Source organism: Listeria grandensis FSL F6-0971 (assembly GCF_000525835.1).
In the GTDB taxonomy this organism is placed as follows: domain Bacteria; phylum Bacillota; class Bacilli; order Lactobacillales; family Listeriaceae; genus Listeria_A; species Listeria_A grandensis.
Map to the genome: position 1 here is coordinate 29,196 of NZ_AODD01000029.1, position 24,453 is coordinate 53,648.

Annotated in this window: 24 protein-coding genes; 14 read left to right on the plus strand and 10 right to left on the minus strand. The window is 42.9% G+C overall.

Going from position 1 to position 24,453, the window contains the following annotated elements; translation table 11 throughout:
• Positions 1-4: 4 nt before the first annotated feature.
• The 4 genes from PGRAN_RS13520 to PGRAN_RS13535 all read right to left on the minus strand — a co-directional run bounded on the left by PGRAN_RS13520 (position 5) and on the right by PGRAN_RS13535 (position 4,528).
• Positions 5-838, minus strand: a complete 834-nt coding sequence (locus PGRAN_RS13520; RefSeq protein WP_036067829.1) for a metallophosphoesterase family protein — start codon at positions 836-838, stop codon at positions 5-7.
• Positions 839-999: 161 nt separating this feature from the next.
• Complete coding sequence (locus PGRAN_RS13525; protein WP_051998654.1) at positions 1,000-2,052, minus strand: sensor histidine kinase; 1,053 nt, start codon at positions 2,050-2,052, stop codon at positions 1,000-1,002.
• A complete protein-coding gene (locus PGRAN_RS13530; RefSeq protein WP_036067831.1) occupies positions 2,052-2,723 on the minus strand; it encodes a response regulator transcription factor in 672 nt (223 codons plus the stop codon). The genes PGRAN_RS13525 and PGRAN_RS13530 overlap by 1 nt, the downstream gene beginning before the upstream one ends.
• A 68-nt stretch (positions 2,724-2,791) precedes the next feature.
• Complete coding sequence (locus tag PGRAN_RS13535) at positions 2,792-4,528, minus strand: ABC transporter ATP-binding protein (RefSeq protein ID WP_077914697.1); 1,737 nt, start codon at positions 4,526-4,528, stop codon at positions 2,792-2,794.
• A gap of 332 nt (positions 4,529-4,860) precedes the next feature.
• Here PGRAN_RS13535 and PGRAN_RS13540 point away from each other — a divergent pair, with 332 nt between their 5' ends.
• The 8 genes from PGRAN_RS13540 to PGRAN_RS13575 all read left to right on the plus strand — a co-directional run bounded on the left by PGRAN_RS13540 (position 4,861) and on the right by PGRAN_RS13575 (position 12,101).
• Complete coding sequence (locus PGRAN_RS13540) at positions 4,861-5,532, plus strand: Crp/Fnr family transcriptional regulator (RefSeq protein ID WP_036067835.1); 672 nt, start codon at positions 4,861-4,863, stop codon at positions 5,530-5,532.
• 138 nt (positions 5,533-5,670) lie between these two features.
• Complete coding sequence (gene fsa, locus PGRAN_RS13545) at positions 5,671-6,315, plus strand: fructose-6-phosphate aldolase (protein WP_036067838.1); 645 nt, start codon at positions 5,671-5,673, stop codon at positions 6,313-6,315.
• Complete coding sequence (locus PGRAN_RS13550) at positions 6,315-6,662, plus strand: SH3 domain-containing protein (protein ID WP_036067840.1); 348 nt, start codon at positions 6,315-6,317, stop codon at positions 6,660-6,662. The genes fsa and PGRAN_RS13550 overlap by 1 nt, the downstream gene beginning before the upstream one ends.
• Positions 6,663-7,597: 935 nt before the next feature.
• Positions 7,598-8,242, plus strand: coding sequence for a hypothetical protein (locus PGRAN_RS13555; protein WP_241433358.1), 645 nt, complete (start codon positions 7,598-7,600; stop codon positions 8,240-8,242).
• A 251-nt stretch (positions 8,243-8,493) separates the two neighbouring features.
• Complete coding sequence (locus tag PGRAN_RS13560; protein ID WP_036067843.1) at positions 8,494-9,579, plus strand: hypothetical protein; 1,086 nt, start codon at positions 8,494-8,496, stop codon at positions 9,577-9,579.
• Between the two features lie 78 nt (positions 9,580-9,657).
• On the plus strand, positions 9,658-9,930 hold the full coding sequence (locus PGRAN_RS13565; protein ID WP_036067872.1) for a helix-hairpin-helix domain-containing protein: 273 nt from the start codon (positions 9,658-9,660) through the stop codon (positions 9,928-9,930).
• A complete protein-coding gene (locus PGRAN_RS13570) occupies positions 9,930-10,625 on the plus strand; it encodes an NAD-dependent protein deacylase (RefSeq protein WP_036067845.1) in 696 nt (231 codons plus the stop codon). The genes PGRAN_RS13565 and PGRAN_RS13570 overlap by 1 nt, the downstream gene beginning before the upstream one ends.
• 156 nt (positions 10,626-10,781) lie before the next feature.
• Complete coding sequence (locus PGRAN_RS13575) at positions 10,782-12,101, plus strand: hemolysin family protein (protein WP_036067874.1); 1,320 nt, start codon at positions 10,782-10,784, stop codon at positions 12,099-12,101.
• Positions 12,102-12,147: 46 nt separating this feature from the next.
• Here PGRAN_RS13575 and PGRAN_RS13580 read toward each other — a convergent pair whose 3' ends face one another.
• Complete coding sequence (locus PGRAN_RS13580) at positions 12,148-12,540, minus strand: Lrp/AsnC family transcriptional regulator (protein WP_036067848.1); 393 nt, start codon at positions 12,538-12,540, stop codon at positions 12,148-12,150.
• 111 nt (positions 12,541-12,651) lie between these two features.
• On the opposite strand from PGRAN_RS13580, the gene PGRAN_RS13585 reads away from it, so the two are divergent.
• The 4 genes from PGRAN_RS13585 to PGRAN_RS13600 all read left to right on the plus strand — a co-directional run bounded on the left by PGRAN_RS13585 (position 12,652) and on the right by PGRAN_RS13600 (position 16,057).
• Complete coding sequence (locus tag PGRAN_RS13585) at positions 12,652-13,185, plus strand: cysteine hydrolase family protein (RefSeq protein ID WP_036067876.1); 534 nt, start codon at positions 12,652-12,654, stop codon at positions 13,183-13,185.
• A 107-nt stretch (positions 13,186-13,292) separates the two neighbouring features.
• Positions 13,293-14,246, plus strand: coding sequence for a LacI family DNA-binding transcriptional regulator (locus PGRAN_RS13590; protein WP_036067877.1), 954 nt, complete (start codon positions 13,293-13,295; stop codon positions 14,244-14,246).
• A 321-nt stretch (positions 14,247-14,567) separates the two neighbouring features.
• The gene (locus PGRAN_RS13595; protein WP_159101152.1) at positions 14,568-15,323 is read left to right on the plus strand and encodes a glycosyl hydrolase family 28-related protein; all 756 of its coding nucleotides are present in this window, start codon (positions 14,568-14,570) and stop codon (positions 15,321-15,323) included.
• Complete coding sequence (locus PGRAN_RS13600; RefSeq protein ID WP_036067853.1) at positions 15,320-16,057, plus strand: hypothetical protein; 738 nt, start codon at positions 15,320-15,322, stop codon at positions 16,055-16,057. Before PGRAN_RS13595 ends, PGRAN_RS13600 begins: the two co-directional genes overlap by 4 nt.
• A gap of 394 nt (positions 16,058-16,451) precedes the next feature.
• Here the strand turns inward: PGRAN_RS13600 and PGRAN_RS13605 are convergent, their stop codons facing one another.
• The gene (locus PGRAN_RS13605) at positions 16,452-17,267 is read right to left on the minus strand and encodes an aldo/keto reductase (RefSeq protein ID WP_036067855.1); all 816 of its coding nucleotides are present in this window, start codon (positions 17,265-17,267) and stop codon (positions 16,452-16,454) included.
• 2 nt (positions 17,268-17,269) lie between these two features.
• Positions 17,270-18,451, minus strand: a complete 1,182-nt coding sequence (locus PGRAN_RS13610) for an MFS transporter (protein ID WP_036067856.1) — start codon at positions 18,449-18,451, stop codon at positions 17,270-17,272.
• Between the two features lie 131 nt (positions 18,452-18,582).
• On the opposite strand from PGRAN_RS13610, the gene PGRAN_RS13615 reads away from it, so the two are divergent.
• On the plus strand, positions 18,583-18,942 hold the full coding sequence (locus PGRAN_RS13615) for a winged helix-turn-helix transcriptional regulator (protein WP_036067858.1): 360 nt from the start codon (positions 18,583-18,585) through the stop codon (positions 18,940-18,942).
• A gap of 55 nt (positions 18,943-18,997) precedes the next feature.
• Here PGRAN_RS13615 and PGRAN_RS13620 read toward each other — a convergent pair whose 3' ends face one another.
• Genes PGRAN_RS13620 through PGRAN_RS13630 form a run of 3 tightly spaced genes read right to left on the minus strand, consistent with a single transcriptional unit; the run spans position 18,998 to position 21,817 of the window.
• Positions 18,998-19,597: a hypothetical protein gene (locus tag PGRAN_RS13620; RefSeq protein WP_036067860.1), complete on the minus strand. Its 600-nt coding sequence runs from the start codon at positions 19,595-19,597 to the stop codon at positions 18,998-19,000.
• Complete coding sequence (gene mnmA, locus PGRAN_RS13625; RefSeq protein ID WP_051998656.1) at positions 19,590-20,657, minus strand: tRNA 2-thiouridine(34) synthase MnmA; 1,068 nt, start codon at positions 20,655-20,657, stop codon at positions 19,590-19,592. Before mnmA ends, PGRAN_RS13620 begins: the two co-directional genes overlap by 8 nt.
• Positions 20,654-21,817 (minus strand): cysteine desulfurase family protein, encoded by a 1,164-nt coding sequence (locus PGRAN_RS13630; protein WP_036067862.1) that lies wholly within the window; start codon positions 21,815-21,817, stop codon positions 20,654-20,656. Before PGRAN_RS13630 ends, mnmA begins: the two co-directional genes overlap by 4 nt.
• 507 nt (positions 21,818-22,324) lie before the next feature.
• Between PGRAN_RS13630 and PGRAN_RS15875 the strand changes: the two genes are divergently transcribed.
• Positions 22,325-24,453: immunoglobulin-like domain-containing protein (locus PGRAN_RS15875; RefSeq protein ID WP_051998657.1), on the plus strand; the 2,129-nt coding region annotated here is incomplete at its 3' end.

A 24,453-nucleotide genomic window follows, 5' to 3' on the forward strand; every position in this document is an offset into this window, starting at 1 on the left:
TAATTTATGTGAACATGCGGGAGACTCGCTTTTTGTAGCCGTAATAGTCATTTATTTCTTCTAATAATTCTTTATCATGCGTATGTCTAATGCCTACTTGTAGAATCTCTTGGTATAGATCGATATAAGGAAGTCTACTTTTTTGGGCAATAAGCAACTCTTTTTGTCTGTCGTAGTCTACTTTTCTAAAATCAATGTGCGTGTATCCATAAGCATCAATTTCTAAAATGGCATACTGAGCTCTTAAGTCCATTTGAAGGGGTGGCCAGCTGCACAAAGGTTGTCCGATAGAGCCAGGATTTATAATTAATTGTTCCTGGCTACTATATCGTAACATTGGGTGGTGCACATGTGCATAGACTGCTATATCTAAAGTATTATCTGTAAAAAGAGCATCAAAGTTTTTTTGTTTTGTTGTAGGGAATAGAAAATCACCGTTGTTGTGGCAGGGTAAATTATGAGATATTCCGATTTTTAAACCGGAGACTTCTTTAACAGTGGATATTGGCCAACTTTTTAAGGCTTGAATATCTTGTAGGGTCATATTAGGGTAAATATGGTGTGCTAGTGTAGCTAGATAAATTGCTGTGGGATCTGTGATATCTATTTCTTCTGAGATGGAATGAAGGAAATAATCTTCCCAATTTCCGCGTATATACACATCCGTATGAACTTGTTTCAATAGCTTAAATAAATCAGAGGATCCAGGGCCAGGTAAGAGAAGGTCACCTAAAAACCAGTACGCTGTAGCGCCTTGCTCTATACTATCTTCAATCACTGCTTGTAATGCTGTTGTATTTCCATGTACATCCGCCAGTAATGCAATTTTATGTTTCATGTTCTTCTCCTCGCTTTCAAGTTGCCTTTGTATGATGACCAGATAATTGATCAAAGATTTGCGTGGAAGTGTTGGATAATGTTTTAATTATAACACAAAATTAATAGCATATAAAGGAATGTTTGTCCGCTTTTAAACGTGATGAATAGGAAAAAATAAGTCTATTTATTAGGAATCTGTAGTGTTATGGTTGTTCCCTTATCTTCAGAGCTGTCTACTTGGATCGTCATGCCATGTAAATCTGCAATACGCTTTACAATCGAAAGCCCAAGTCCGCTACCACCGATTTTGGCTTGCCTGGAAATGTCAGCCTTATAAAATCGTTCGAAAATGCGTAGCTGGTCGGCTTTGGAAATACCGATGCCGCTGTCTTGGATCGTGACCTGGGTTTGTTGTTGTTTGTTTTGTGTGAGCGAGACTTGAATGGTCCCGTTCTCAGGGGTAAACTTGATGGCGTTGTGAAACAGGTTTTGCCATATTTGGTAGAGTAAGGATTCGTCGCCATAAAATTTAGTTGGCTCTAGTTCCACGATCACGTCGATATGTTTGCTTTGCCATTGCGGCTCAGTGGTTAGGATCAAATCGCGGATTTGGTAGTCCAGCCTGAATTCCGTCGAGTGGAGTTGGTAATCATTTTTTTCGAGCGCAGTTAATTTGAGTAGATTCTCGCTAATTTTGGATAGTCGGTTTGTTTCTGCTTGGATGATTTCGAGGTAATGGGTGCGTTTTTCGCTGTCGAGATTATTGTCTTGAAGTAGTTTGGTGAAGCCGGAAATGGAAGTGAGCGGTGATTGGATTTCGTGTGAAACATTGGCGATAAAGTCTTGCCGTAACGTTTCCATTTCACCGAGTTGTTCAGCCATTTTTTCGACTTGGAGCACGGTATCGCGAATATTGCCGTCGTCCATTCTTTGTAATGGACGGAGTTGTTCGCTGATCTGAAAGTTACCACGCCCTATTTCTTCTAACACGGCACCGAATATTTTGAAATAGGCGCGTTCATGCCGAAAAAAGTAGCGACTGAGAATAAAGCCGATTATTACCATCAGTGTGAGTCCGCCAGCTGCGATTGTTGCTTGCTCCCAAATCGCATGCCAGGAGAAATCATACTTTGTTTTTAGCCAGGTGAAGATGGTGTAGGAGGCGAGATTGCTTAGGACGAAAAAGATAGCAACCATCAAACTACTGATAAGCGCTTTTAGTTTGGTCACCATTATATTTCCTCCAGACGATAGCCAAGTCCGCGAATAGTGCGGATCGAAAAACCAGATTGTTCGGCGGGGAATTTCTCGCGTAGCCGTTTGATATGGACGTCGACAGTGCGTTCATCGCCTTCATAATCATAACCCCAAATTTCTTCGATGAGCTGTTCTCTAGAAAAGGTTTTATCGGGATAGCCAGCTAATCGAAACAGTAATTGGAATTCTTTGAGTGGTAATGTAATCGACTTGTTTTGGAGTACAATGATCATCTCTTTTTCGTTTAGTGAGATCTTACCGATACGGATTTCTTGGGTCGCTAAAATTTGATAGCGTTTTAGAAGGACGCGGATCCTGGCTACTAATTCTTCGGGAGCGAAGGGTTTGACAACGTAGTCATCGGCGCCTAGACTAAAACCTTTGATTTTTTGCTCGATTTCTCCACGTGCTGTCAGAAAAATGACAGGAATCTCTTGAAAATTTTTAATGGCACTGCATAGTTCCCAGCCATCCATGTTTGGCATCATGATATCAATAATCGCCAAGTCAACCGTTGTTTTTTCAAGGACTGCAAGGGCATCCATGCCATCTTCTGCATTGAAAACGGTGAAGCCTTCTTTTTCTAGAAAAATCGTGACGAGCTCGCGAATGTTGCTATCATCGTCTACCATCAAAATGCGATTCATTGTTTCCACCTCCAAATTGTATGTATAGCCTCGATATTTCCCGGGAAATATCGAGGCCTTTTGTTTATTTAAGTCAATTGTTGTTCTGCGAATGTTGCGTATAGTGGGTGACTTGCAACGAGTTCGCTATGTGTTCCGCGCCCTGTTATTTCGCCGTGTTCGATAAATAGGATTTGATTGGCGTTCACGATAGTCGATAAGCGGTGGGCAATCACGAATGTTGTTCGACCTTCCATCAAGTTCGCCAAAGCTTGTTGTACGATGCGTTCTGATTGGCTATCAAGGCTTGCAGTCGCTTCATCTAGCATCAAAATTTTAGGATCACGAAGAAAGGCACGCGCAATCGCGATGCGCTGACGTTGACCACCAGAAAGTTTCACACCACGTTCCCCAACTTCTGTATCTAGTTGGTTTGGTAATTTTGCAATGAAGGTGTCGGCGTAAGCGAGTTTCGTTACTGCCCAAAGCTCATCATCACTGAATTCTTTATCTAAACCATAACATAAATTATCGCGAATTGTACCGGAAAGCATCGCACTCTCTTGGGAAACATAGCCAATCTGACTGCGCCAAGAGTGAATCGAAATCTCATTTAGAGGCTGATTGCCAACCAAAATCTCGCCGGAATTCGTCTTGTAATAGCGTTCCAGTAGGGCAAATAAAGTCGACTTACCGCCGCCACTAGGACCTGCGAAAGCAATAACTTCACCGGGGCTAGTTTCAAACGAAATGTCTTGCAAAATCGGCTCATTTTCATTATAGGAGAAAAAGAGATTATTTGCAGTAATTTTCTTACCGCTAACATCGACTTTCGCACCTTCATAAATGTTTTCTTCTTCATGTTCCAAAATTTCAGAGATACGTTCTGTAGCACCTTTGGATTTTTGGAGTTGGGTGAAGAATGTAACGAAAGATGTTACTGGGACGATGATTTGGAATAGGTAAAGCAGAAATGCGATCAAAGTACCGGTGGAAAGTGTGCCAGCTGAGACACGGATACCGCCGTAGCCGATAATACCAACGATGACACCCATGACAACAAATAGCATCAATGGCCCAATAACGGCTGTTACCTTGGCTTCGCGGACACCGAATCTTAGCAGGCGCGAAATTCCGGATGTACCGTCACTGATTTCTTTTGCTTCTGCATTTGATGATTTTACAAGGCGGACCTCGGATAATGTTTGGCTAATAGAGCCAGTGAAATTCGCTGTTTCTTTTTGCATACCGCGCGATATTTTGAACATTTTTTGTCCAAGTGGGGCGATGATCAGTGCTGTAATGGGAACAGCGATGATAAGTAGTAGTGTCATTTTCCAGTCCATAACGAACAGGATTGCAATGGAACCGATGACAGAAATGACTCCCGTTACGAATTGAGGTAAGCTGTCGGCGATCAGTTCTTTAATGACGACGGTATCATTCACCATCCGGCTAACCATTTCGCCTGATTTCGTATTGTCAAAATAAGAAACAGGGAGGTTGAGCGTCTTCTTCCATAGTTTTTCGCGCATCGAAGCGACCATTTTCTGCCCCATCAAATTGAGCAAGAAGATCGCAAAACCATTCGTTACGGCTTGCAAGACGAAGACGGCGACGATGGTTGTGATTAGTTGCCAGCTCAGTGAAGAAGGCGAGAAGCCATCGATTAGGTTTTTTGTGAAGAGGGGAATGAGCAACCCCGCTGCTGTTGTGACTAAACTTGCTAAAAAACCGCCAATGATGACAGCTTTTGAAGGTCTAGTTGAGATAAGTAGTTGGAAGAATTGTTTCCAACTGTAAGATGACTCTGATTTCTTTTTCATAATTTCTTCATTCCTTTCGAGTTGTGCTATCTGTTGAGGTTTCCCTCCTGCCACTCTAATATATAGCATGAATATGAATGGAATATGAACAGCTTCAAATGTAATAAAAAGTACATTGGATATTCATTCTAAAAATAGTTTCAAAATTAACAAAAATAATGGTTTAATTGCTTATTAAGGGAATCATATGACTAAAAAGTACCTAAAAATCATGTTTTTGTGAAGTTTTCGTTGTGTTAAAGAAGCTATGTTACAGTAATATAGTAGTCATTTTTAGTTATCATATGTTATAATTCAAGAATACATCGATTAGAAAGTGAGAAGGAGAGCCTATGCTATTTCTAAAAGAAAGAGATTCAATAGTTACTGTAGCTAAGTTAATAGAGTATTGCTTTGAACACCCAGATTTTAAAAAATATTGCTCGGTTAGACGTACGAAAAAAGGAGACGTTTTGAGGAGCAAGCAAGACGAAGAATTCAAAATATACTTTATTTTGAGTGGCATCTATGGATTAGTAATACAGGACGATAAGCCAAAAGGTGGCATTACACGTTTTTTAGGGAAACATGATTGTTTCGGGTTATATCACTTGTATTATGATATTTGGGAGCCGAATCTTTTGATGCAGAGCCTAGGCCACGGCGAAATTATGGAAGTGGATAGTACCTTCTTGTTTTCCATTTTGGACCAGCAGGAAGAAGATGTGTTTTTCATGGTTCAATATTTGGCGCATGAGTTACGGGAATCACAATACTTCTGCAAGCTTACTTTTTTAAAGAAGGAAGAGCGAATCAGAAAGGCTTTACTTAAGTGTGGACTTGAGCTAGGGACACTGACGGAAGATGGTATCATTTTGCCCCGCCAAGTAACACAGGAAGTTTTAGGAAGGTATACAAATACGTCACGGGAATATGTAGCCCACACGGTGATGAAGTTGATTGAGGCTGGCGTAATTCGAAATAGGCCGAAGCCGTTACTTATTGTTGATAAACATCGATTATAGATGCAATATGCTAGGTATGACACCAATGTCATGCCTAATTTTTTTTTGTAAAAAGCGGTTCGGGAGACATTCGACAATAAAAGGTATACAATGGGATGGAAGTTATGAAAGCGTTTAACGCATATGAGGAGGATGAACATGAAATTTTTTATTGATACTGCAAATGTAGAGGAAATCCGTAAGGCGAACCGAATGGGATTCATTGCTGGGGTGACAACGAACCCGTCATTGATAGCAAAGGAAGGCCGCGATTTTAATCAGGTGATTGAGGAAATTACGTCGATTGTGGATGGACCAATCAGCGGGGAAGTCGTGAGCTTAGAAGCAGAAAAAATGATTGAAGAAGGTCGCGTGATTGCGAAAATCCATCCGAATATGGTCGTTAAGATTCCGATGACGGGTGAAGGTTTGGCTGCAGTTGCGGTACTGAATAAGGAAGGTATTAAGACGAACGTGACGCTTGTTTTCTCGGCAGCGCAGGCTTTACTTGCGGCACGAGCGGGTGCTACATATGTTTCGCCGTTCCTTGGACGCTTAGATGATATTGGTTCGGACGGCTTGATTTTGATTCGGGATATTGCGGAAATTTTTGAGGTGCACGATATTGAAACGGAGATTATTTCGGCGAGTGTGCGTCATCCGATTCACGTGATTGAGTGCGCGCGTGCTGGTGCGGATATTGCGACAATACCGTTTAAAGTGTACGAGCAAATGTTGAAGCATCCGCTAACCGATTCAGGGATTGAGAAATTCTTGGCGGATTGGGAAGCGACTCAGAAATAATGAATAAGCAGTATATTGTAAAAGTAGCGCATCAACCGACAGAGTCAAGTCCGCTCTTTGTGAATAAAAATGAGGATTTGTGGATTGGCGAGCGCGCCGGAAATACAGGTTGGATCACTTGCACAACAAAAATGTCTGGAAAAACTGGCTTGGTTCCAGAACAAATCCTATCGCGCGCCAGTTTGGATGCAAAATCAGGTACGGCGACAGAAGATTATTCGGCGCGTGAGTTAGTTGTGCAGACTGGTGACAAAGTGGAGAGTAATCGCGAATTGAACGGTTGGGCTTGGTGTATCGATGAGGACGACAATGCTGGATGGTTGCCAATTCAAAAACTGAAACGATAAATGATAAAGAAGGAGGCTGGTGCATCAGGGTGTCTAAATCCCCAAGTGTTCCAGCCTTTTCTTACGTTTAGTCAAGCAGTAAGCTTCACCAAAATAAGTAGCCAATTTAGGCATACCAAATGAAGCCTATCTCTTTTTAATTATAGTAGGATCCATACATAGCGTGGTGTTGTCATTTGTATTTATAAATGATTCAACAATAGAGTAGCATCCAATAAGGCTTTTCTTTAAGATAGAGGAATCTCAAAAGGTATAGGCAAAACGAACGTGGAACTATACCGCATGAACTTAATAGGAGTGTAGGATTAAGGTGTGGTATATTAGGAGTTTATGAATTTAAATAGGATTTTTTTCTATAAATCGTTTCGGGACTAGGAAATTTTTTTGCTAGCGGCAAATTTTCCTCATATGAATCAATGTATCATTTTTGGGGAGCGTGTGAGAGTGGATAAATGTCAATAAAGTAGACAGTAAAATAGCTAATAGAATATTCCAAAGTATATGTTACGATATACACTTGACTTATTAGAAACATTAATGTAACGTTTAATTTGTAAGCGGATACATAGGTAAGGAGGTTGGGATGAAAAAGAGAGTAACAGTTAATGCTGTAGTAATAAACGAAGTCTGGGTCTCGAAAGAGTAAGGTCAGTCCTTTGTTGGCTTGAATTGCAAATAGCGCCCTAGCTCATTTCAATATAGTACGAAGAGCATGCAAGGGCCTGTTTTATTAGTAAGGAGATGGATGATTTGAAAAAAAATATAATTGGTTTGTTTTTCGGGATACTTATTCTAGTAATAGTAGGTGTGTACATTTCATACGTCTATATGAATCAAAATTTTATTTGGATTGCGGGTATACTTTTATTGCTAGGAACAGCATTTAACTGGTATTTGTATAACAAATATTTGTCTAAAAAACATTAAGGAGCGAAATGATGAAAAAATTTATTATAGTGTTAACATCAGTCATGTTATTTTCCATTTCAATTATGCCTTTATCTACATATGCAACTGAAGGGGATGTTTCTACAGAAACTTACTACAATGGTGAAAATTTCACGGCAACTAAAGATGGAAATACGCTAGTTATTCAAGATAAACAAACGAGTGAAACAGTTACGTTAGAGATGAAAGATGATGAGAATGGAGTCATGACATCAGAAACTGGTGAAACGGAACATGTTCACAGAGACGAAGAAGGAAATGTTTATGTAAATAATAAATTAGAAGTAGCTGCCGAGGCTGATTTAGAAGATACTATCGACACTCCTAAGCTGTTGCTACGGGCGACTAAGTGGATATATGTTCAAACAACGAAGTACAATACGTCAACACAAGGGAATATGAGAAGTATAGCACTGGGTATTCTTTCTTTCATGCCCATCAAAGGTCCCATTTTTGGGATAGTCGGCATCATTGATGCTGCAAGATCCATGGGTGCTAAAACGTTATATGTGAGGGTGAAACAGTACAGAACGAGTGGGTATCAGTTTTATAAATATGATTCGTATTTTTATGCGAATGCAAGCTTGACAAAGTTGGTTAAAAAGATATCTGAAACAAAGCGGATGTGGTGATAGACTAGACGACAAATTGAGATAGTAAAGACAGTGGGAAGACCATGACAATGGTTCCCTACTGCCTGTACTATCTTTGTTTTATTTTCAGCGATATCTGAGGCCATAATGAGTCAAGATAATATAGCAAAGTTATACGTAGAGTTATCTCAATTAGGAATTGTAAAATTAAATATAAAGGATACTGGAAACTAATTATCGAAGAGACCGGGACAAATTACAATGCGCGTATTCGCAAAGGGAATGCGCATTTGAAGAAAGTCCTGACACAAGCAGCGCTTGCTCTTAGTCGTGGAAAAGATAACCGTATTAAAGCATTTTTCTGGCGCATTGCTAAATATAAAGGGTCTAAAAAAGCGATTATTGCCACCGCATATTTATTACTTCGCATTATTTATCGATTATTAAAAGATAACTCCCGCTATGCGGAAGTTGTTACAATGCCATTAGAAGATTTATCATTTGCAGATGTAGATAGTTCAGTTAGCAATAATCAAGGTTCCTTCACATTAAAATGGGGAGGAGTCGCAAACGCAGCGGGCTATAAAGTATGGCTATCAGATGGCTATTTATACAATGGTTATGATGTAGGAGAAAACTATGAATGGACATCTAAAGATAAAGGGATTTGGCCGACAAATCAAGAAATTATAAATGGATTTAAAGGGCTACATCATGATAATAAGGGGCAAGAATTAGCGAGTAACCCATATGAAGTATACAAAGTAAATAACCCTAATTTCGCGAATACAGAGAACTATTATGCTAGGATAACGGCTTATGATGCTAACGGTGAAACGATAGCGCTCCAAAATGCCACGCGTTTTTCATTAGGTGATTCTATCAAGGAAAAAGTTCCTGACTTTGAGGCGATGACAAATGAAGAACTTGGCATTAAAGAGGGCGATTACAGCAATGATGAAATGGAAGTAGTGGAGAAAATATATACTGCAGTGGAAGAGATTCCTGAATCTGTAGTCAATAGTGGAGAGAGTGAAACTGTTGAATGGCTAGAAAAGGAGACTGGATATCCAGTTGCTGTTACAAATGATGAGCAGTTACAATTCTATGTAGAAGATCCTAATCAAATATCGACGTTTGGTGTTGCTGGATGTTCCATAGCAATAGGTTACGCAATTGTTAGTGTTGGTTTTCCAGATGCTAAGATATTAAAGGCTGCTATGAAAGCTTTGGGTGGTGCTACGAAGTTTGCCAAACAATTTTATATATCGTATAAATATTACGCGAAGAAACGGACTAAAGCTGCGGCTCTTAAAAAAGACTATCAATTCAATAGGGAAGAATCTAAGATCAGATATGAAAAATGCGTTACTTGATCTGTTGACTTCTGCTATGTTTGGTAGTTAGTATAGCAAGCATGGTAAAATAGAAGTAAGAAACGGGGGCGGAAAATGATGAAAGATGAATTACTGCAAATACCTGGTATTGGCAAGCGTTTGAGTGAGGCGCTACATAATATTGGCGTTTCTAAAATCGCAGACTTGAAAGGTAAAAATCCGCTACATTTGTATGAGTTGATGTGTGAATTTGAAGGTGAGCGGGTCGATCCTTGTGTATTGTACACATTTCGCTGTGCGGTGTATTTCGTGGAGACGGAAGATCCGGAGCCGGCGCTTTTGAAGTGGTGGAATTGGAAGGATCGGTTATATCCTGGGGAGGTGGAGTGATGGAAACACTTGCGGAGCGTTTGGCGAGTAGTGAACGGATCGTATTTTTGACGGGAGCTGGTGTTTCGGTGCCTTCGGGGATTCCAGACTATCGCTCGAAGAATGGGCTTTATACTGGTCGGGAAAACCCGGAATATTTGCTGAGTGCGACGTGTTTACAGAACGAGCCGGATAAATTTTATGCGTTTGTGCGGGATAATATGTACTATCCGGACGCGGAGCCAAATGCGATTCACGAGAAAATGGCGGAGATCGAGCGTCGTGCGGGGAAAAAGGTGACGGTTGTGACGCAGAATATCGATGCTCTGCATGCAAAAGCTGGGTCGCGCAACGTGGTGGAATTTCACGGTAGTCTGTATCGTTGCCATTGTCAGAAGTGTGGCATGATGGTGCATTCGGAGCAGTATTTGGAATCGGATAAACATGAGAACTGCGGTGGCATCATTCGCCCAGAAGTCGTATTATATGAAGAAAACTTGCCAGAAGTTGCGATAAATGGTGCGCTAGCTGCAATTACGGAAGCCGATTTGATCGTCATCGTGGGAACATCCTTCAAGGTAAGCCCATTCTGTAACCTAACAGACTATCGCAAAAGCGGAAGCACCGTTTTCGCAGTGAATCAGGAGTTGCTACGACTACCATTCCAATATACGATGATCCAAGACGACGCTGTCAGTATTTTTAAAGAATTATGATTTCTTGCAGAATCCTAGCGAACCATGGTAAAATTTTAAAAGTATGGACAAACTTTAAATGAAGCCGAGGTTCTTATTTTTATCTTTTTGGGTAGAGATGAGGAGCCGATTTACATGGAGTATGCTCTACACTATATTAAAGGAGTGGATGGTTGGATGAACCCTGACCCCGAGAGTCAGCAGATTATTGTGCAATTAATTCTTATTTTGGTGTTGACGTTACTCAATGCGTTTTTTGCTTCGGCGGAAATGGCTTTAGTATCGCTCAATAAAAACCGTGTCAGATCGCAGGCGGAGCAAGGGGATAAGAAAGCACAGCTGCTCGTGAAAATGATAGATGATCCGAGCCGATTTATTGCGACAATTCAAGTTGGTATTACGCTTGCTGGATTCTTCTCCAGTGCAGCCGCGGCAACGAGTATTGCTTCAGTTCTGGGAACGCGCTTTGGTGGTACAGCTTTTGCGAATGAGATGGCTGTAGTCGTTGTGACGATTATTTTATCTTATATTACGCTGGTTTTTGGTGAGCTTTATCCAAAACGGATTGCTCTGCAAAAAGCGGAGGCTATTTCTCGTTTTTCGGTACGACCAATCATGATTGTTAGTTTTGTTTTAGCACCTTTTGTCAAATTCTTGTCGTTTTCAACGAATGTACTCGTAAAGTTAACGCGCATGAATAAAAATGAGAATGCGGAGAAAATGACGCGTGAGGAAATGCAGCTTATTATTGAGACTGGTCGGCGTGATGGTGCTATCGAAAAAGCAGAACTTGACATGCTTCGTGGTGTGTTTGAAATGGACACGATTTATGCGAAGGAAGTGATGGTGCCGCGGACGGATAGCTTTATGATTGATGCGAATGAGGATTCGGGCATATTGGTGGATAAACTTTTGGAACGCAATTATTCGCGTATTCCGGTTTATTTGGACGATATGGACTCGGTGTATGGTATTTTGCATATGAAAGATTTATTTTTGGCGGCGAGGAAACAAGGTTTTGATAATATCGACGTGAAGCAGTTAGTAAAAGAGGCTTTTTTCGTGCCAGAAACGATTTTTGTGGATGATTTGTTGAAAGCGATGCAAAAGTCGCATAATCAAATGGCGATTTTGATGGATGAGTATGGCGGCGTTGCGGGTATCGTGACGGTGGAGGATTTATTGGAGGAAATTGTTGGCGAGATTGATGATGAGTTTGATGCGTTGTCTGACGAGGTGAGGCAGTTGGATGAGCATACATTTATCGTTGAGGGAAGAATGCCGATTGATGATTTCAATGAAATGTTTCATGTGGAACTCCCTGATAAGGGGATTGATACGATGGCGGGCTTTGTCCTGACGCAGCTTAAGACGATTCCGGATGACGGGGAAGAGGTCGTTTTAGAATATGATACGTTAACTTTTATTGTGACCGAGATTAAGGATTCACGGGTTGTCACGATGAGAGTGGAGATAAAGCAGGTTGAAGCGGAATAATTAGAAAATGCGTTTCTGGGAGAAGTCCTAGAGACGCATTTTTTGGTTAGATGATTGTTTTTAGTACTTGATTGATTTTGTAGCGGCCAAATGGGAGGAGTTGTTGTAAGAATGTGTCTAGCGTCTCGTTGTCAAAACAGGATTTTATCATGTAGCACGTGTCGCCTGTCGTTTTGTTGAATTCGATAATTTGATCGTAGCTTTTTACAAGGTCTTCGAATTCTTTAAAGGCGCTGGTGGACATGTAAAATAGGATGATTTGTAGGTGAGGGTAGGATTGCTGGATCGTGAATTTCTGGATGGTCTTGTTGTCTTGAAGTTGCTGGACGCGAAGCCCAACGGATTGGCCTGTCATGAAAACTTGTTCGCCGACGTCTTTCCATGATAAGCGGCTATTTTCTTTTAGGATGCGCAAGATTTTCTCATCAATATGATCCATGATAACTCCTTTCAACTTGAAAATGAATGTGTGGATTCTCTTTCAGCGGCGTATGTTAAAATGATGCCGTTTTCGTTACACTTAGTATATCAAATGAAAGAGGTGTTTCAAGTGAAAAAAGGACTTATCGTAGTGGATGTGCAAAACGATTATTTTGAAGGGGGCGCAATGCCTTTGTTTAAGCCAAATGAGGCATTGGAAAATGCAATTCGTATACAAGCGGATTTTCGTGCGCAGGGTTTGCCGATTTTTTATGTACAGCATGCGGGAACGTCGGAAGCTGGGTTTTTAGTGGAGGGTACGGAGGGCGCTGAGATTCATGCAGGGTTATTACCGATCGCGACGGAAAATGAATTTGTTGTGCGGAAAACGACACCAAATAGTTTTTTTGAGACGGATTTGGGTGAGAAATTGAAAGCGGTGGGTGTGGAGCAGGTTGTGATTGTTGGGATGATGACGCATGTGTGTATAGATTCGACGACGAGGCAGGCGAGCGAGTTGGGGCTTTCGCCGATTGTGATTGCAGATGCTTGTACGGGGCCTGATGTTGTATTTGATGGCAGAAAAACAAGTGCGGAAGATTTGCAGATTTCGTTTATGGCGGCGCTTGGATTCTTTGCAGAGGTGAAGCCGAGTTATAAATAAGGGAACGTAAAGAGGGCTCGCAACCTAAATTATGGGTCCTCTTTGAGACTTGAGATGCATCCGTTTTATCGGTATGATAGGGGTAGATGAAAACGGGGGTGCGTGGCTTGTCGAATATTAAGGATATTGCAAAATTGGCGGGGGTTTCAGTGACGACGGTATCGCGGGTTTTGAATGATCATCCGTACGTGGCAGAGGAAAAACGTAAGCGTGTTCAAAGTGTGATGGCGGAGCTTGACTATAGTCCGAATCGGAATGCGGTGGATCTTAGTCGTGGACGGACGAATACGATTGGTTTTGTGCTGCCGTACAATGATCATCCGTGGTTTGATAAGGTGATGAATGGCGTGCTAGAGCTTGCTTTTGCGAAATGTTATTCGGTCGTGATTTGTCCGACGGGATATGATCGGGCGGAAGAGGAACGGTATTTGCGGATGCTGAAAACAAAACGGATTGATGGGCTGATTATTGCGTCGCGGGCCAATGATTGGGAGACGATTGCGCCGTATGCGAAATATGGACCGATTGTGGCTTGTGAATACATTAATCATCCGCTGATTTCGTGTGCGTATGTGGATCAGCTTCAGGCGTACTCGGATGGTTTTCAGGCTTTGAAGGATGCGGGGCACGCGCGTGTGGCTTTTACGGTTGGGCGCGAGGAGCAGTGGAGTAATAGCACGCGCTTGAAAATGATGGCGTATGAGGCGGTGTTTGGCGAGGTGGATGCTGAACTGGTTTTGCAGGATTGTTATGATGTGGCGGACGGAAAACAGGCGGCTGAGGTGTTCTTGGCTTTGGCGGAGCCTCCGACGGCGATGTATGCGAATGGGGATGAGGTCGCGGCGGGGATGCATTATTTTGTGACGCATCGGGGCTTGACGGTGCCGGGAGATATGGCGATTCTGGGTGAGGAGAACTTGCCGATTGCGGATGTGCTGGATATTTCGACGGTGGACAAGAGTTTGCGGGAGATTGGACGCGTTGCTGTGGAGCTATTTTTGGATGGGAAAGTGGAGAAGAAGCAGGTGCAACATAAAATAATTATGCGAAATTCGATTTAATCGCTTGACCTGAAACGCATTTCATCGTTTATAACTAAGGTATAGAAAAAGCGAAGGAGGCGATGGAAATGCGGACGTTGCGCGACGGGGCAAAATTAGAAACGAAGCATTTTAGATATGAGAAGGAACGCCAGTATACGACGCATCATCAGCATCATTTTGTGGAGTGATGGCTCGGAAAAAGCGCGTGATAGTTTGAAATATATTTAGATGGAGAGTGTGAGAGGACAGCGCAGACTGTACTTTTCACGCTTTTTTGTTTTGCGCGGGGAGAATGATGGTAAAGAGGAGGAAGGCTATATTGGATTGGAGGGATATAAGATGATGCGAACCAAGATTATGATTGGGGCATTATTAGTACTTCTCACCATGATGTTTTCTTCGAGTGTAAATGGGGCGGTGAATGTATCGCTTGATGCGAAAAAAGCAACGATGAATAGCCAGATGATAGAAACAGCTTTACAAAAAGCGAAGAGCAGTAAATCGGCATCGGAGAAAATTGTGACGCTGCCAAAAGGTGTTTTTTTACTTGCAAAAACGGTGGTTGTGCCGGCGGGCGTGACATTGCGTGGTGCAAATGTGAACGCGATGCCAATATTGAGAATACAGCAGAATGAAGGAATTCCTGTTATCAAGATGGGAAGTGATACGAAGCTTGAAAATGTTGTTTTGGATGGGCAAAGTACGGTGGGGCATGTAAATCAGAAGCACAATGGGGTTGAAATTGTTGGTGCTAGTGCGAATCAGCGTGTGCGGAATGTGCAGATTGTGAATAGTCAGGTTCGGAATTTTGGCGGGAATGGTATTTACATGAAATATACGGATCGTGTGAGCATTTCGGGGACAACGACAAGTCAGATGGTAGTTTCGAAGATTGGTTATGCGGGAATTATCGGCTATTCGGCGAATAATACGAAGATCCAGAGGGTGACGGTACGTGATATCGGTGTGGCAGATCAGAAGTTGGCTTACAATATTGCGCTCTCAGAGTACTTTAATAGTAAGTTGACGAGTCAGATGCAGGCAAAAGTGAATCCACGCAGTATGGCGCGCTTATTGAGAGTAGCAATATTTTGAATAACGCGGTGTGGGAAGGGATTGATACGCATCACGGAAAAAATATTGTGGTTCGGAATAATGTGATACTGAATGTGAGGAATGCGATTGTGATTGTGTCGATTACGCTTGCCGGGGATGCAGGGACGTTGAATCCGCCACAAAATATTGTTATACAAAATAATCGGATTAACAAGCAGGCAGATTATGTACGGCTGAAATTGACGAAATCAGAACGCTATAAGACGGTGCGCGGAATCGTTGTTGCGGGCGCGAAATTGAAGAAGAGTCGGGATGCGGTTTATGCGACAGGAATTCAAGTTTTGAATAATCAGGTGGAAAATGTGCAGGCGATTAGTGTGTATGCAGGTGGAATCGTGGTAGAGAACTCATTTGGTGCGGTTGTTTTTAGTAATAAGGTGCAGCTGGAAAGGAGTGGCCGAACGAATTATAATGGGATTGCGTTGATCATAAATAATAAGCGGTTTTTGATTCGTGGGAATTACATTGGGAAGATTACCATGCCTACAACGGGGGTTATCGTTTTTCGTGGCTCGCAAAACAATGGGGAATGGAATAATGCGAAATGGAGTCGGGTGACGGGATATAGGAGTACGTTGACGAAAAATTATCGTGATGTGAAACTATTACCAAATGGAAGTCTAACTCTGAAAGGCGCTAAGTTAATTACGCAAATTGCTGATCCCAATGGTGTGGTTGTGAGGAATACGAATAAGTATGTGTTTCAAAAATAAAGACAAGCGATGTTTTTCGGAGGAGGTAGTTCGGACTAAGCACGGGGCAGAAAGCGTTTGCTCGTTGTGTGGAAAACAAAATATATGAATTCTTCATGAACATTCTCTCAAATACCTTCTAAATGACCGCATATCTAGTACAATAAGGTTATGTCTTTTCACTACCTGAAAGGATAAATGGGAGAATGTGAAATCTGTTGCTCTAATCCCACTGATAGATTTCACAACTCCTTTAGAGGTGCTAAGGTAATTGAACCCCTGAGATGTTACCGTAGTATTATCTAGTTCGGTATTTGAAGGCACTCGCAGAAATGCGGGTGCCTTCTTTGAAGATATATACATGACCGTTATCATATAATATTTCAGGAAGTATGGTTTTGGTGATTTTTTAATTTTAGAAATCGATATTATCAGGATCTGGCTCGACGCGTAGGTTTTGGTTGAGGGCATCGATTTGTGTGAGTTCCTCGGGTGTTAACGCAAAATCAAAGATGTCCATGTTTTCAGCGATGCGGTGGGCTTTTGTTGATTTTGGGATGACGATGATGCCGTTTTGTAAGTCCCAACGCAGGATGACTTGGGCGACGGATTTGTTGTGATGGGCCGCGATTTCTTGGAGGACTGGGTTGTCGAGGAGGCCGCCTTGCATGAGTGGGGACCAGGCTTCGACGCGGATGTTGTTTTCGGCGCAGTACGCGATGAGTTCTTTTTGTGTGAGTTGTGGATGGAGTTCGATTTGGTTGATGACGGGCATGATGGTGGCTGTCTTTTTTAGTGTTTCTAGATGGTGAATTTGGAAATTGCTGACGCCGATTGCGCGGATGCGGCCGTCTTTATACAGTTTTTCGAAGGCGCGCCAGGCGTCGATGTATTTGCCTTCTACGGGCCAGTGAATGAGGTAGAGGTCGAGATAGTCAAGTTCCATTTTGTGCAGGGTTTCGTCGAATGCGGTGAGCGTTTCTTCGTAGCCGAGATCGGCATTCCAGACTTTGGATGTGATGAAAAGGTCTTCGCGTGGGACGCCAGATTCGCGGATGCCTTGGCCGGTGCTTACTTCGTTGCCGTAGATTGCGGCGGTGTCGATGCTGCGGTAGCCGAGTCGGATGGCTTCTTTGACGGCGGACACGAGTTCTGCGCCTTCTTCTACTTTAAATACGCCGAGTCCGAGGACGGGCATGTTGGTTCCATTTGCTAATTTGACTGTTTTCATTTTTAAAATTCCTCCTGTTTTATTTCTAATTTTTTACTCCATGCGGTCAGGGCGACGGCGATGAGGACCATGATCATGCCGATCCAGGTCGTGTCGATGATTTGCATGTGGGTGATGACGAGACCGCCGAGATAGGAGCCGAGTGCGATTCCTGCGTTGAAGGCGGCGATGTTAAGGGCGGAAGCGATGTCGACGCCTTTTGGGACGAATTTCTCTGCTAGAATCACGACGTAGACTTGTAAGCCGGGGACGTTCATGAAGGCAAAGATGCCCATGAGTAGGATTGTTGCGAGTCCGAAAATTTTAGATGGGGCGGTGAAGTAGAGCAACCCGAGCACGACGGCTTGTGCGATGAACATGTAAAATAGGGCTTGGATGGGACGCTTGTTGGCAACTTTTCCGCCGATCATGTTGCCGACCGCGATGGCAATTCCGTAAATGAAAAGGAGAATTGCGATGGTGCTCGATGGGAAGCCGGTGACTTGTTCGAGAAGCGGTGTTAGATAGGTGAATACGACGAAGGTTCCGCCGTAGCCTAGTGCTGTGATGGCAAACACGAGTAGTAGCGGGCCATTTGTGAGTACTTTGACTTGGTCGCCGAGCGTCATTTTGGTGCCGGGACGCAAATTTTTCGGAATCAGGATGAGATTCGCGAGGAGGGCAATGATGCCGATTGCTGCGATGCCGAAGAACGCGACGCGCCAGCCGAATTGTTGTCCGACGAGTGTGCCGATTGGGACGCCGGTCACGGTTGCGATGGTGAGGCCGGTGAACATGATGGAGATGGCGCTTGCTCGCTTGTTTGGTGGGACCAGGTCAGCCGCAATGGTGGAACCGATGGACATGAAGACGCCGTGCGCGAAGGCGGATATGACGCGGGCGATGAGTAGTAGCGCGATGGTGTCGGAGAATGCCGCGGCCAAGTTGCCGAGTATGAAGACGATCATGATGACGAGCAATAATGTTTTGCGATTCATGCGTGATGTGAGTGCGGTCAAGATCGGTGCGCCAAACATGACGCCGACGGCATAAAGCGAGACGGTGAGCCCCGCGGTGCTGACTGGTATTACCAAGTCTTCGGCGATCAAAGGCAACAACCCGACGCTAATAAATTCGGTCGTTCCAATCGCAAAAGCACTAACTGCTAAAGCTAATAAGGCAAAAATATTTCGATTCGCTTTCAATGTAAAGCCCTCCTAAGTTCTGCTTGCTTTTTTGATGACAAGTGTTATTATGATACTTAGTAGCAATTAAAACAAGTACGTACTTTTTTGTAATGTAGGCACTTTTTAGTACCTATAGAAAGGAGCGAGATATGCAAAAGAAATATAATATCTCTGTTGAGGCAACGCTTGAGGTTCTCGGAGGTAAGTGGAAATGCGTGATTCTCTGTCATTTAACGCACGGCAAAAAGCGGACGAGTGAGTTAAAACGGCTGATTCCCTCCATCACGCAAAAAATGCTCACACAACAATTGCGTGAACTGGAGCATGACGGGATTATTAATCGGATTGTTTACAACCAAGTTCCGCCAAAAGTAGAATATGAGTTAAGTGAGTATGGCAAGTCATTAGAAAGTATTTTGACAGCACTATGTAACTGGGGTGATCTGCATATTGAACGCGTATATGGCGATCGATCGGAGTATTTGGAAGATAGCGTATTGAATAAATGAGATGAAAAACATGTATCAGGGGTCAAAGATACCCATTCTGATACATGTTTTTATTTTAAAAGGCTTGAATTAAGAAGCATTTTCCTAGTTCGCTCTGAACCTCAATGGTGGCGAGTTCTGTGCCGTGAATGAAGTGGATATCTTGAGGAGAGAGCATGGTGTGATGCTGTGGGCTCCGTAATTGAATTTCGCCACTGCTCACATAAATATAGCTTGATTGAGGCAACTCCACGATCTGACCTTTTGTTAATGTGATGTAGTTGAGTGTTGGCGTGCCTGCAATCCGCGGTAAAATCAAGGATGTCTCAGATAATAATGAATCAAGGCTCACCGGATTTTTCGCGTGCACGTGTCCCATTGATAAATTCCCATTATAGCCTGTTCGTTCAAGCAAAATGGCTTTTCCATAAAACTCAAAAACACCGGGAATAGAGAAATAAAAGCCTTTACACAGGGGGCCGAAATGAGTTCCCATGTATTCAATCGTGGCGCCGTCCTCTTCAATGATGCCGATAGTAGTTGTCGTGATATTTCCTAGCACAGAAAACGGTGTGTTATTTTCCATTCTAAAAATGGTATACGGGAAAAGGGATTCTTGGGCATCGTATAGTAGTTTGTAGTTGGCTATAGTATTTTGGAAGGGTACTTTAGCCAATGACGGCGCCTCCAATACACTCGGGACCGCTATATAAAGCGATATGTTGCCCAGCTAAAAGTGCTCGAATGGGTTCGTCAAACACGATTTTTGAGCCATGTTCTTGAGGGGAAATAGTGACCCTCACATTTGGTTTGCGATAGCCAGTTTTTGCATGACAAATGAGTGTATCAAATGGTTGGCTAGCTGGTGTAAATAGGTTTAGACTTTCAATAAACCCATCCGTGACGTACAGTTTTTCATGATTATGGTCTTCGCTAACGATGAGTGTGTTGTCGTTATAACGCTTCTCTAAAACGGTTAGCCGCAGCACACCATCATTTGTTGGGAATTCATAACTAGAACCAACTTTGTAAAACGCTAAGCCATCATGCTTTCCGATGTTTCTCCCTTTGTTGTCGTCGATAATATTGCCAGATGGTTGTTGGACAAAATCACGGATAAATTGATTGAATTCTTGTTCGCCGATGTAGCAAAGTCCGTCAGAATCCGTTTTAGCTGCAGTGGCTAGTTTTGCTCCAATCGCAAGTTCGCGTATTTCCCAACGTGCTAAACTAGAGAGCGGAAAAATCACATTTTTTAGTTGTTCTTTTTTTAGCATACTCAAAAAATAAGTCTGTTCATTTTGATCTGCACCGGTCAGTAATTGAATGTCATTGTCCACTTCGGTGATTCGCGCATAATGCCCTGTTGCAATGTAATCTGCGCCCAGTAGTCCGGCATATTTTTTGAAAAGCCCGAACTTGACTTCTTGATTACAGCGAACGTCAATGCTAGGATTTTTACCATCCAGATGACCGTGAACAACGTGTTTGAAAACCTGCTCCATATATTCCTTCTCAAAATTCACCGAATAATAAGGGATATCAAGCTCATTGGCGACTTTGACGACATCGCGGTAATCTTCCGTCGCTGTACAAACGCCATCTTCATTTTTCTCATCCCAGTTTTTCATGAATAGGCCAATCACGTGATAGCCTTGCTTTTTTAGTAAGTAAGCGGCAACAGAGGAATTTACGCCACCACTCATGCCGACCACAACAGTTGTATTCGCTTTCATACATACACTCCCTTTGCTAATAATGTTTGGATTTTGGTGGTTGTTTGAATAAGGATGTTAGCGGCTTGTTCGACATTTGCCGTTGTTAATTCTGGACCGAAACTGATGCGAACGGATTCAGTGTTTCGTGGATTATCAGCGCCGAACATCGATGTCAACACGCGGCTTGGCTTCACGCTCCCCGAAGAACAAGCAGAACCCGCAGAAATGGCGATCCCCGCAAGATCCAAATGAGTAATCAGCAAATTGGCCGGAATGCCAGGAAACCAGATGTTCAAAATATGGGGTGCCCTGTTAGCGTGACTCCCATTTATCTCAAAAGCCACACGATTCTCCATCGCTTGCAAAAATGTATCCCGCAATGTTTCGATATGGGCAGCAATGTTATTTTGAGGGGCTTGTACTATTTTTACAGCGCATGCAAATCCGGCGATCGCAGCAATGTTTTCCGTCCCCGCCCGCTTATTTTCTTCCTGTTCGCCACCTTTAATTAAACTTTCCAGCTTACACCCCTGTCTCTTAAATAGAAAACCGATGCCTTTTGGTCCGCCAATTTTGTGGGCCGAAGTAGACAAGAGGTCCACGCCAAGTGCTGTGATATCAATTGCTTGTGTTTCATAAGCTTGCACCGCATCCGTATGAAAAATAATCGCGGGATTCTGCTTTTTAATAATGCCACTAATCTCTTTTATGGGCATTATTACACCGGTTTCATTATTCACCATCATGATCGAAATGAGGGCAGTATCTTGTCGAATCGCTCGTCGTAAAGCGTCTAAACAAAAGGAACCATCCTTTTTTACGGAAAGGTAGGTCACTTCAAAGCCATGTTGCTCTAAGTGAGTCATTGGTTCGTGGACGGATGGATGCTCGATTTGTGTCGTAATAATGTGTTTCCCCGCATGTTCAGGCAAGCTGTAAGCGGTCCCGATAATGGCCAAATTATTGCTCTCTGATCCACCGCCTGTCATAATGATTTCACCTTCCTTAGCACCGATACTGGATGCTAATGTGGCTTTCGCTGAATCTAAAAGATAGCGTGCCTTTCTACCGAATCGATGAACGCTAGATGGATTCCCGAAATCTTCTTCCATAATAGTGCACATCGTTTTTCGTACCGACTTGTTCATCGGTGTTGTTGCAGCATAGTCCAAATACATGTTATCACTCGCTCCCTATAATTGTTAACTGTGAAAGATCTTCGTTGCAAAAAAAAAGACAATCACTTGTCTAGAGCTATATTATGACTTATTGGACGACTTATCTAATCAATATATACGTATGAAAAGTCATTTTTTGAAAAAATTAGGTACTTTAAAGTAATAGTTAAGCGCTATTATTTCTATTTTTTGTTTATATAGAGCAATTTTGAAAACGAGCTTCTAGTGTCCAAGGTGCTATATCATAACATAATTAGGATATTTGTGATTAAATTCATTTGTTGCTTCGGTAGATGGAGTGATAATTTAACAAGGAATATACTTCCTTATTTTTTCAAAAAATACATGTTTTGTGTCGGTTTTTGGTCAGATGTTTGCATCATTATCGCATAGAATGAAAACGTTACATCCATATTATGATGAAGGAGGGATGCCTGTAGTAGTCAATATGCGTACAAGAACATAAGCTCAATAGAAATAAAATTATGTGAGAGGGGAGGAATATGATTGAAATCAATTTTCAAGATGATGCTGATAGTTCTAGTGATTATTAGCCAGATGCAAGTAAGTATTCCAAATGCGGAGGCAGTCTCGAAAGGTAAAGTGGATGCCAAAACGATCAGCGTAACTAACTTTGAGGAGTTAAAAAAGGCGCTGCAGGACATGACAATAGATAGTATTAGTGTGGAGTCGGACATCCGCTTTTCAGAGGATATTAAGCTTCCATGGCGAAATGTGACGATTAATGGAAACGCAGACAAAGGTGTGGTTATTGACGCTGGTAAATACACCATCCGTGCCGAAGAGAAGTATACAGAAGCAAACCGAACCTTAATGATGGAAAATATGAAGGTATTGGGCATGCGTGCGGCAGATTATAAGTTTATCGCGGCAAATCATGGTTGGGATGTTGTCTTTCAAGATATGAATTACAACGGCCCTCAGCTGGTGAAAGCTTCTAATGGAACAGTGAGCTTTGGTGGTCAGAATAAAGTGAAGACGCTGTATGAAAATGCAACAGTTCGTCATGTCATTTTTATGGCAGATAGTCGTTATGAAGGCATTGCGGCGGACGGAGCTAAACGCGCGGCATTTGGTTTTGATGGGGATTACGTGGGCGGCAGAGCGGTAGGTAAAGTACGCGTGGAGCAGGGCGCGGACGTAACTATTGCGATTGCCCCACAAGATACAGGCGGTCTGTATTATTTCCCAGCTTTTGATGGCAAAGTGTATGACATCGATGTGGCGGAAAAAGCGGTGTTAAACATTGATGCATCAGGAACAGCGCTAGGTTTTGCAGCGAGAGGTGCTTACTATTCGACGCCAACAGTGAATGTGCAAAAAGATGCTAAAGTTGTGCTTGCAGGCCGTGGCGGTGGCGAGTATCCGACGATTAACTTGCAAGAAGCAAGTGTTATTAATGTACATCCTGGAGCGGAGTTCATGGTCTCTGGAAATAGCGTGAAGGGTGTCGTGACATCGGTTGGTGGTTCGCGAATCAAACTAGACAATCCCAAATCGTATGACATTAAAAACAAGAAACCGCAAGCTCCACTGTTTTTCAATACGAAAAATACAATGCTTCAAGTGGAAGATGCTTCGGTGATGACTTGGACGAAAACCGGTGGTGAGTACGATCGCGATCCCGATAATAACTGGGAAAAGAATGAAACGACCACAACGATCGAAGGTTCCAGTTCTAAAAACACGGAATCGACAAATGCCGCGCTAGAAGCTGAATTCCAGATGCTGGATTATGGCAGAATTAGCGGTAGTGGCGAGGCGAGCTCGAATGAAAAACCGGTGATCCACGCGGAAGACAAGACGATCAAAGTTGGCGCAACATTCGATCCGATGGAAGGCGTGACGGCGGACGACGCAGAGGATGGAGACTTGACGGCAGACATCAAGATTGTGCGAAACGAAGTTAATCCGAATGTGCCGGGCGTCTATGAAGTGGAATACTCAGTGACGGACTCAGATGGCAACACCACGAAGAAGACGATCAAAGTGACGGTGACGTCGAATGAGAAACCGGTAATTCATGCGGAAGACAAGACAATCAAAGTTGGCGCAACATTCGATCCGATGGAAGGCGTGACGGCGGACGACGCAGAGGATGGAGACTTGACGGCAGACATCAAGATTGTGCGAAACGAAGTTAATCCGAATGTGCCGGGCGTCTATGAAGTGGAGTATTCGGTGACGGACTCAGATGGCAACACCACGAAGAAGACGATCAAAGTGACGGTGACGTCGAATGAGAAACCAGTTATTAATGCGGAAGATAAAACCATCGAAGTTGGTGATACGTTTGATCCGAAGGCAGGTGTGACGGCACAAGACGCAGAAGATGGCGATATAACCAAAGACATCAAGATTCTCAAGAATGAGGTTAATCCGAACGTACCGGGTGTATATGAAGTGGAATATTCCGTTACAGATTCAGACGGCAACACCACGACGAAAATCATCAAGGTCACAGTGATTCAAAAGGAAGTATACCTTTTAACCGCGGATGAATACGAAATGTACGAAGACTACATTACGGGAACAAACTCTGCCAACATTGTAAAAGTACAGCTAGTTGTGGACGGCGTAGTTCAAAATACCACAGGAACAAGCGGTAGAAAACT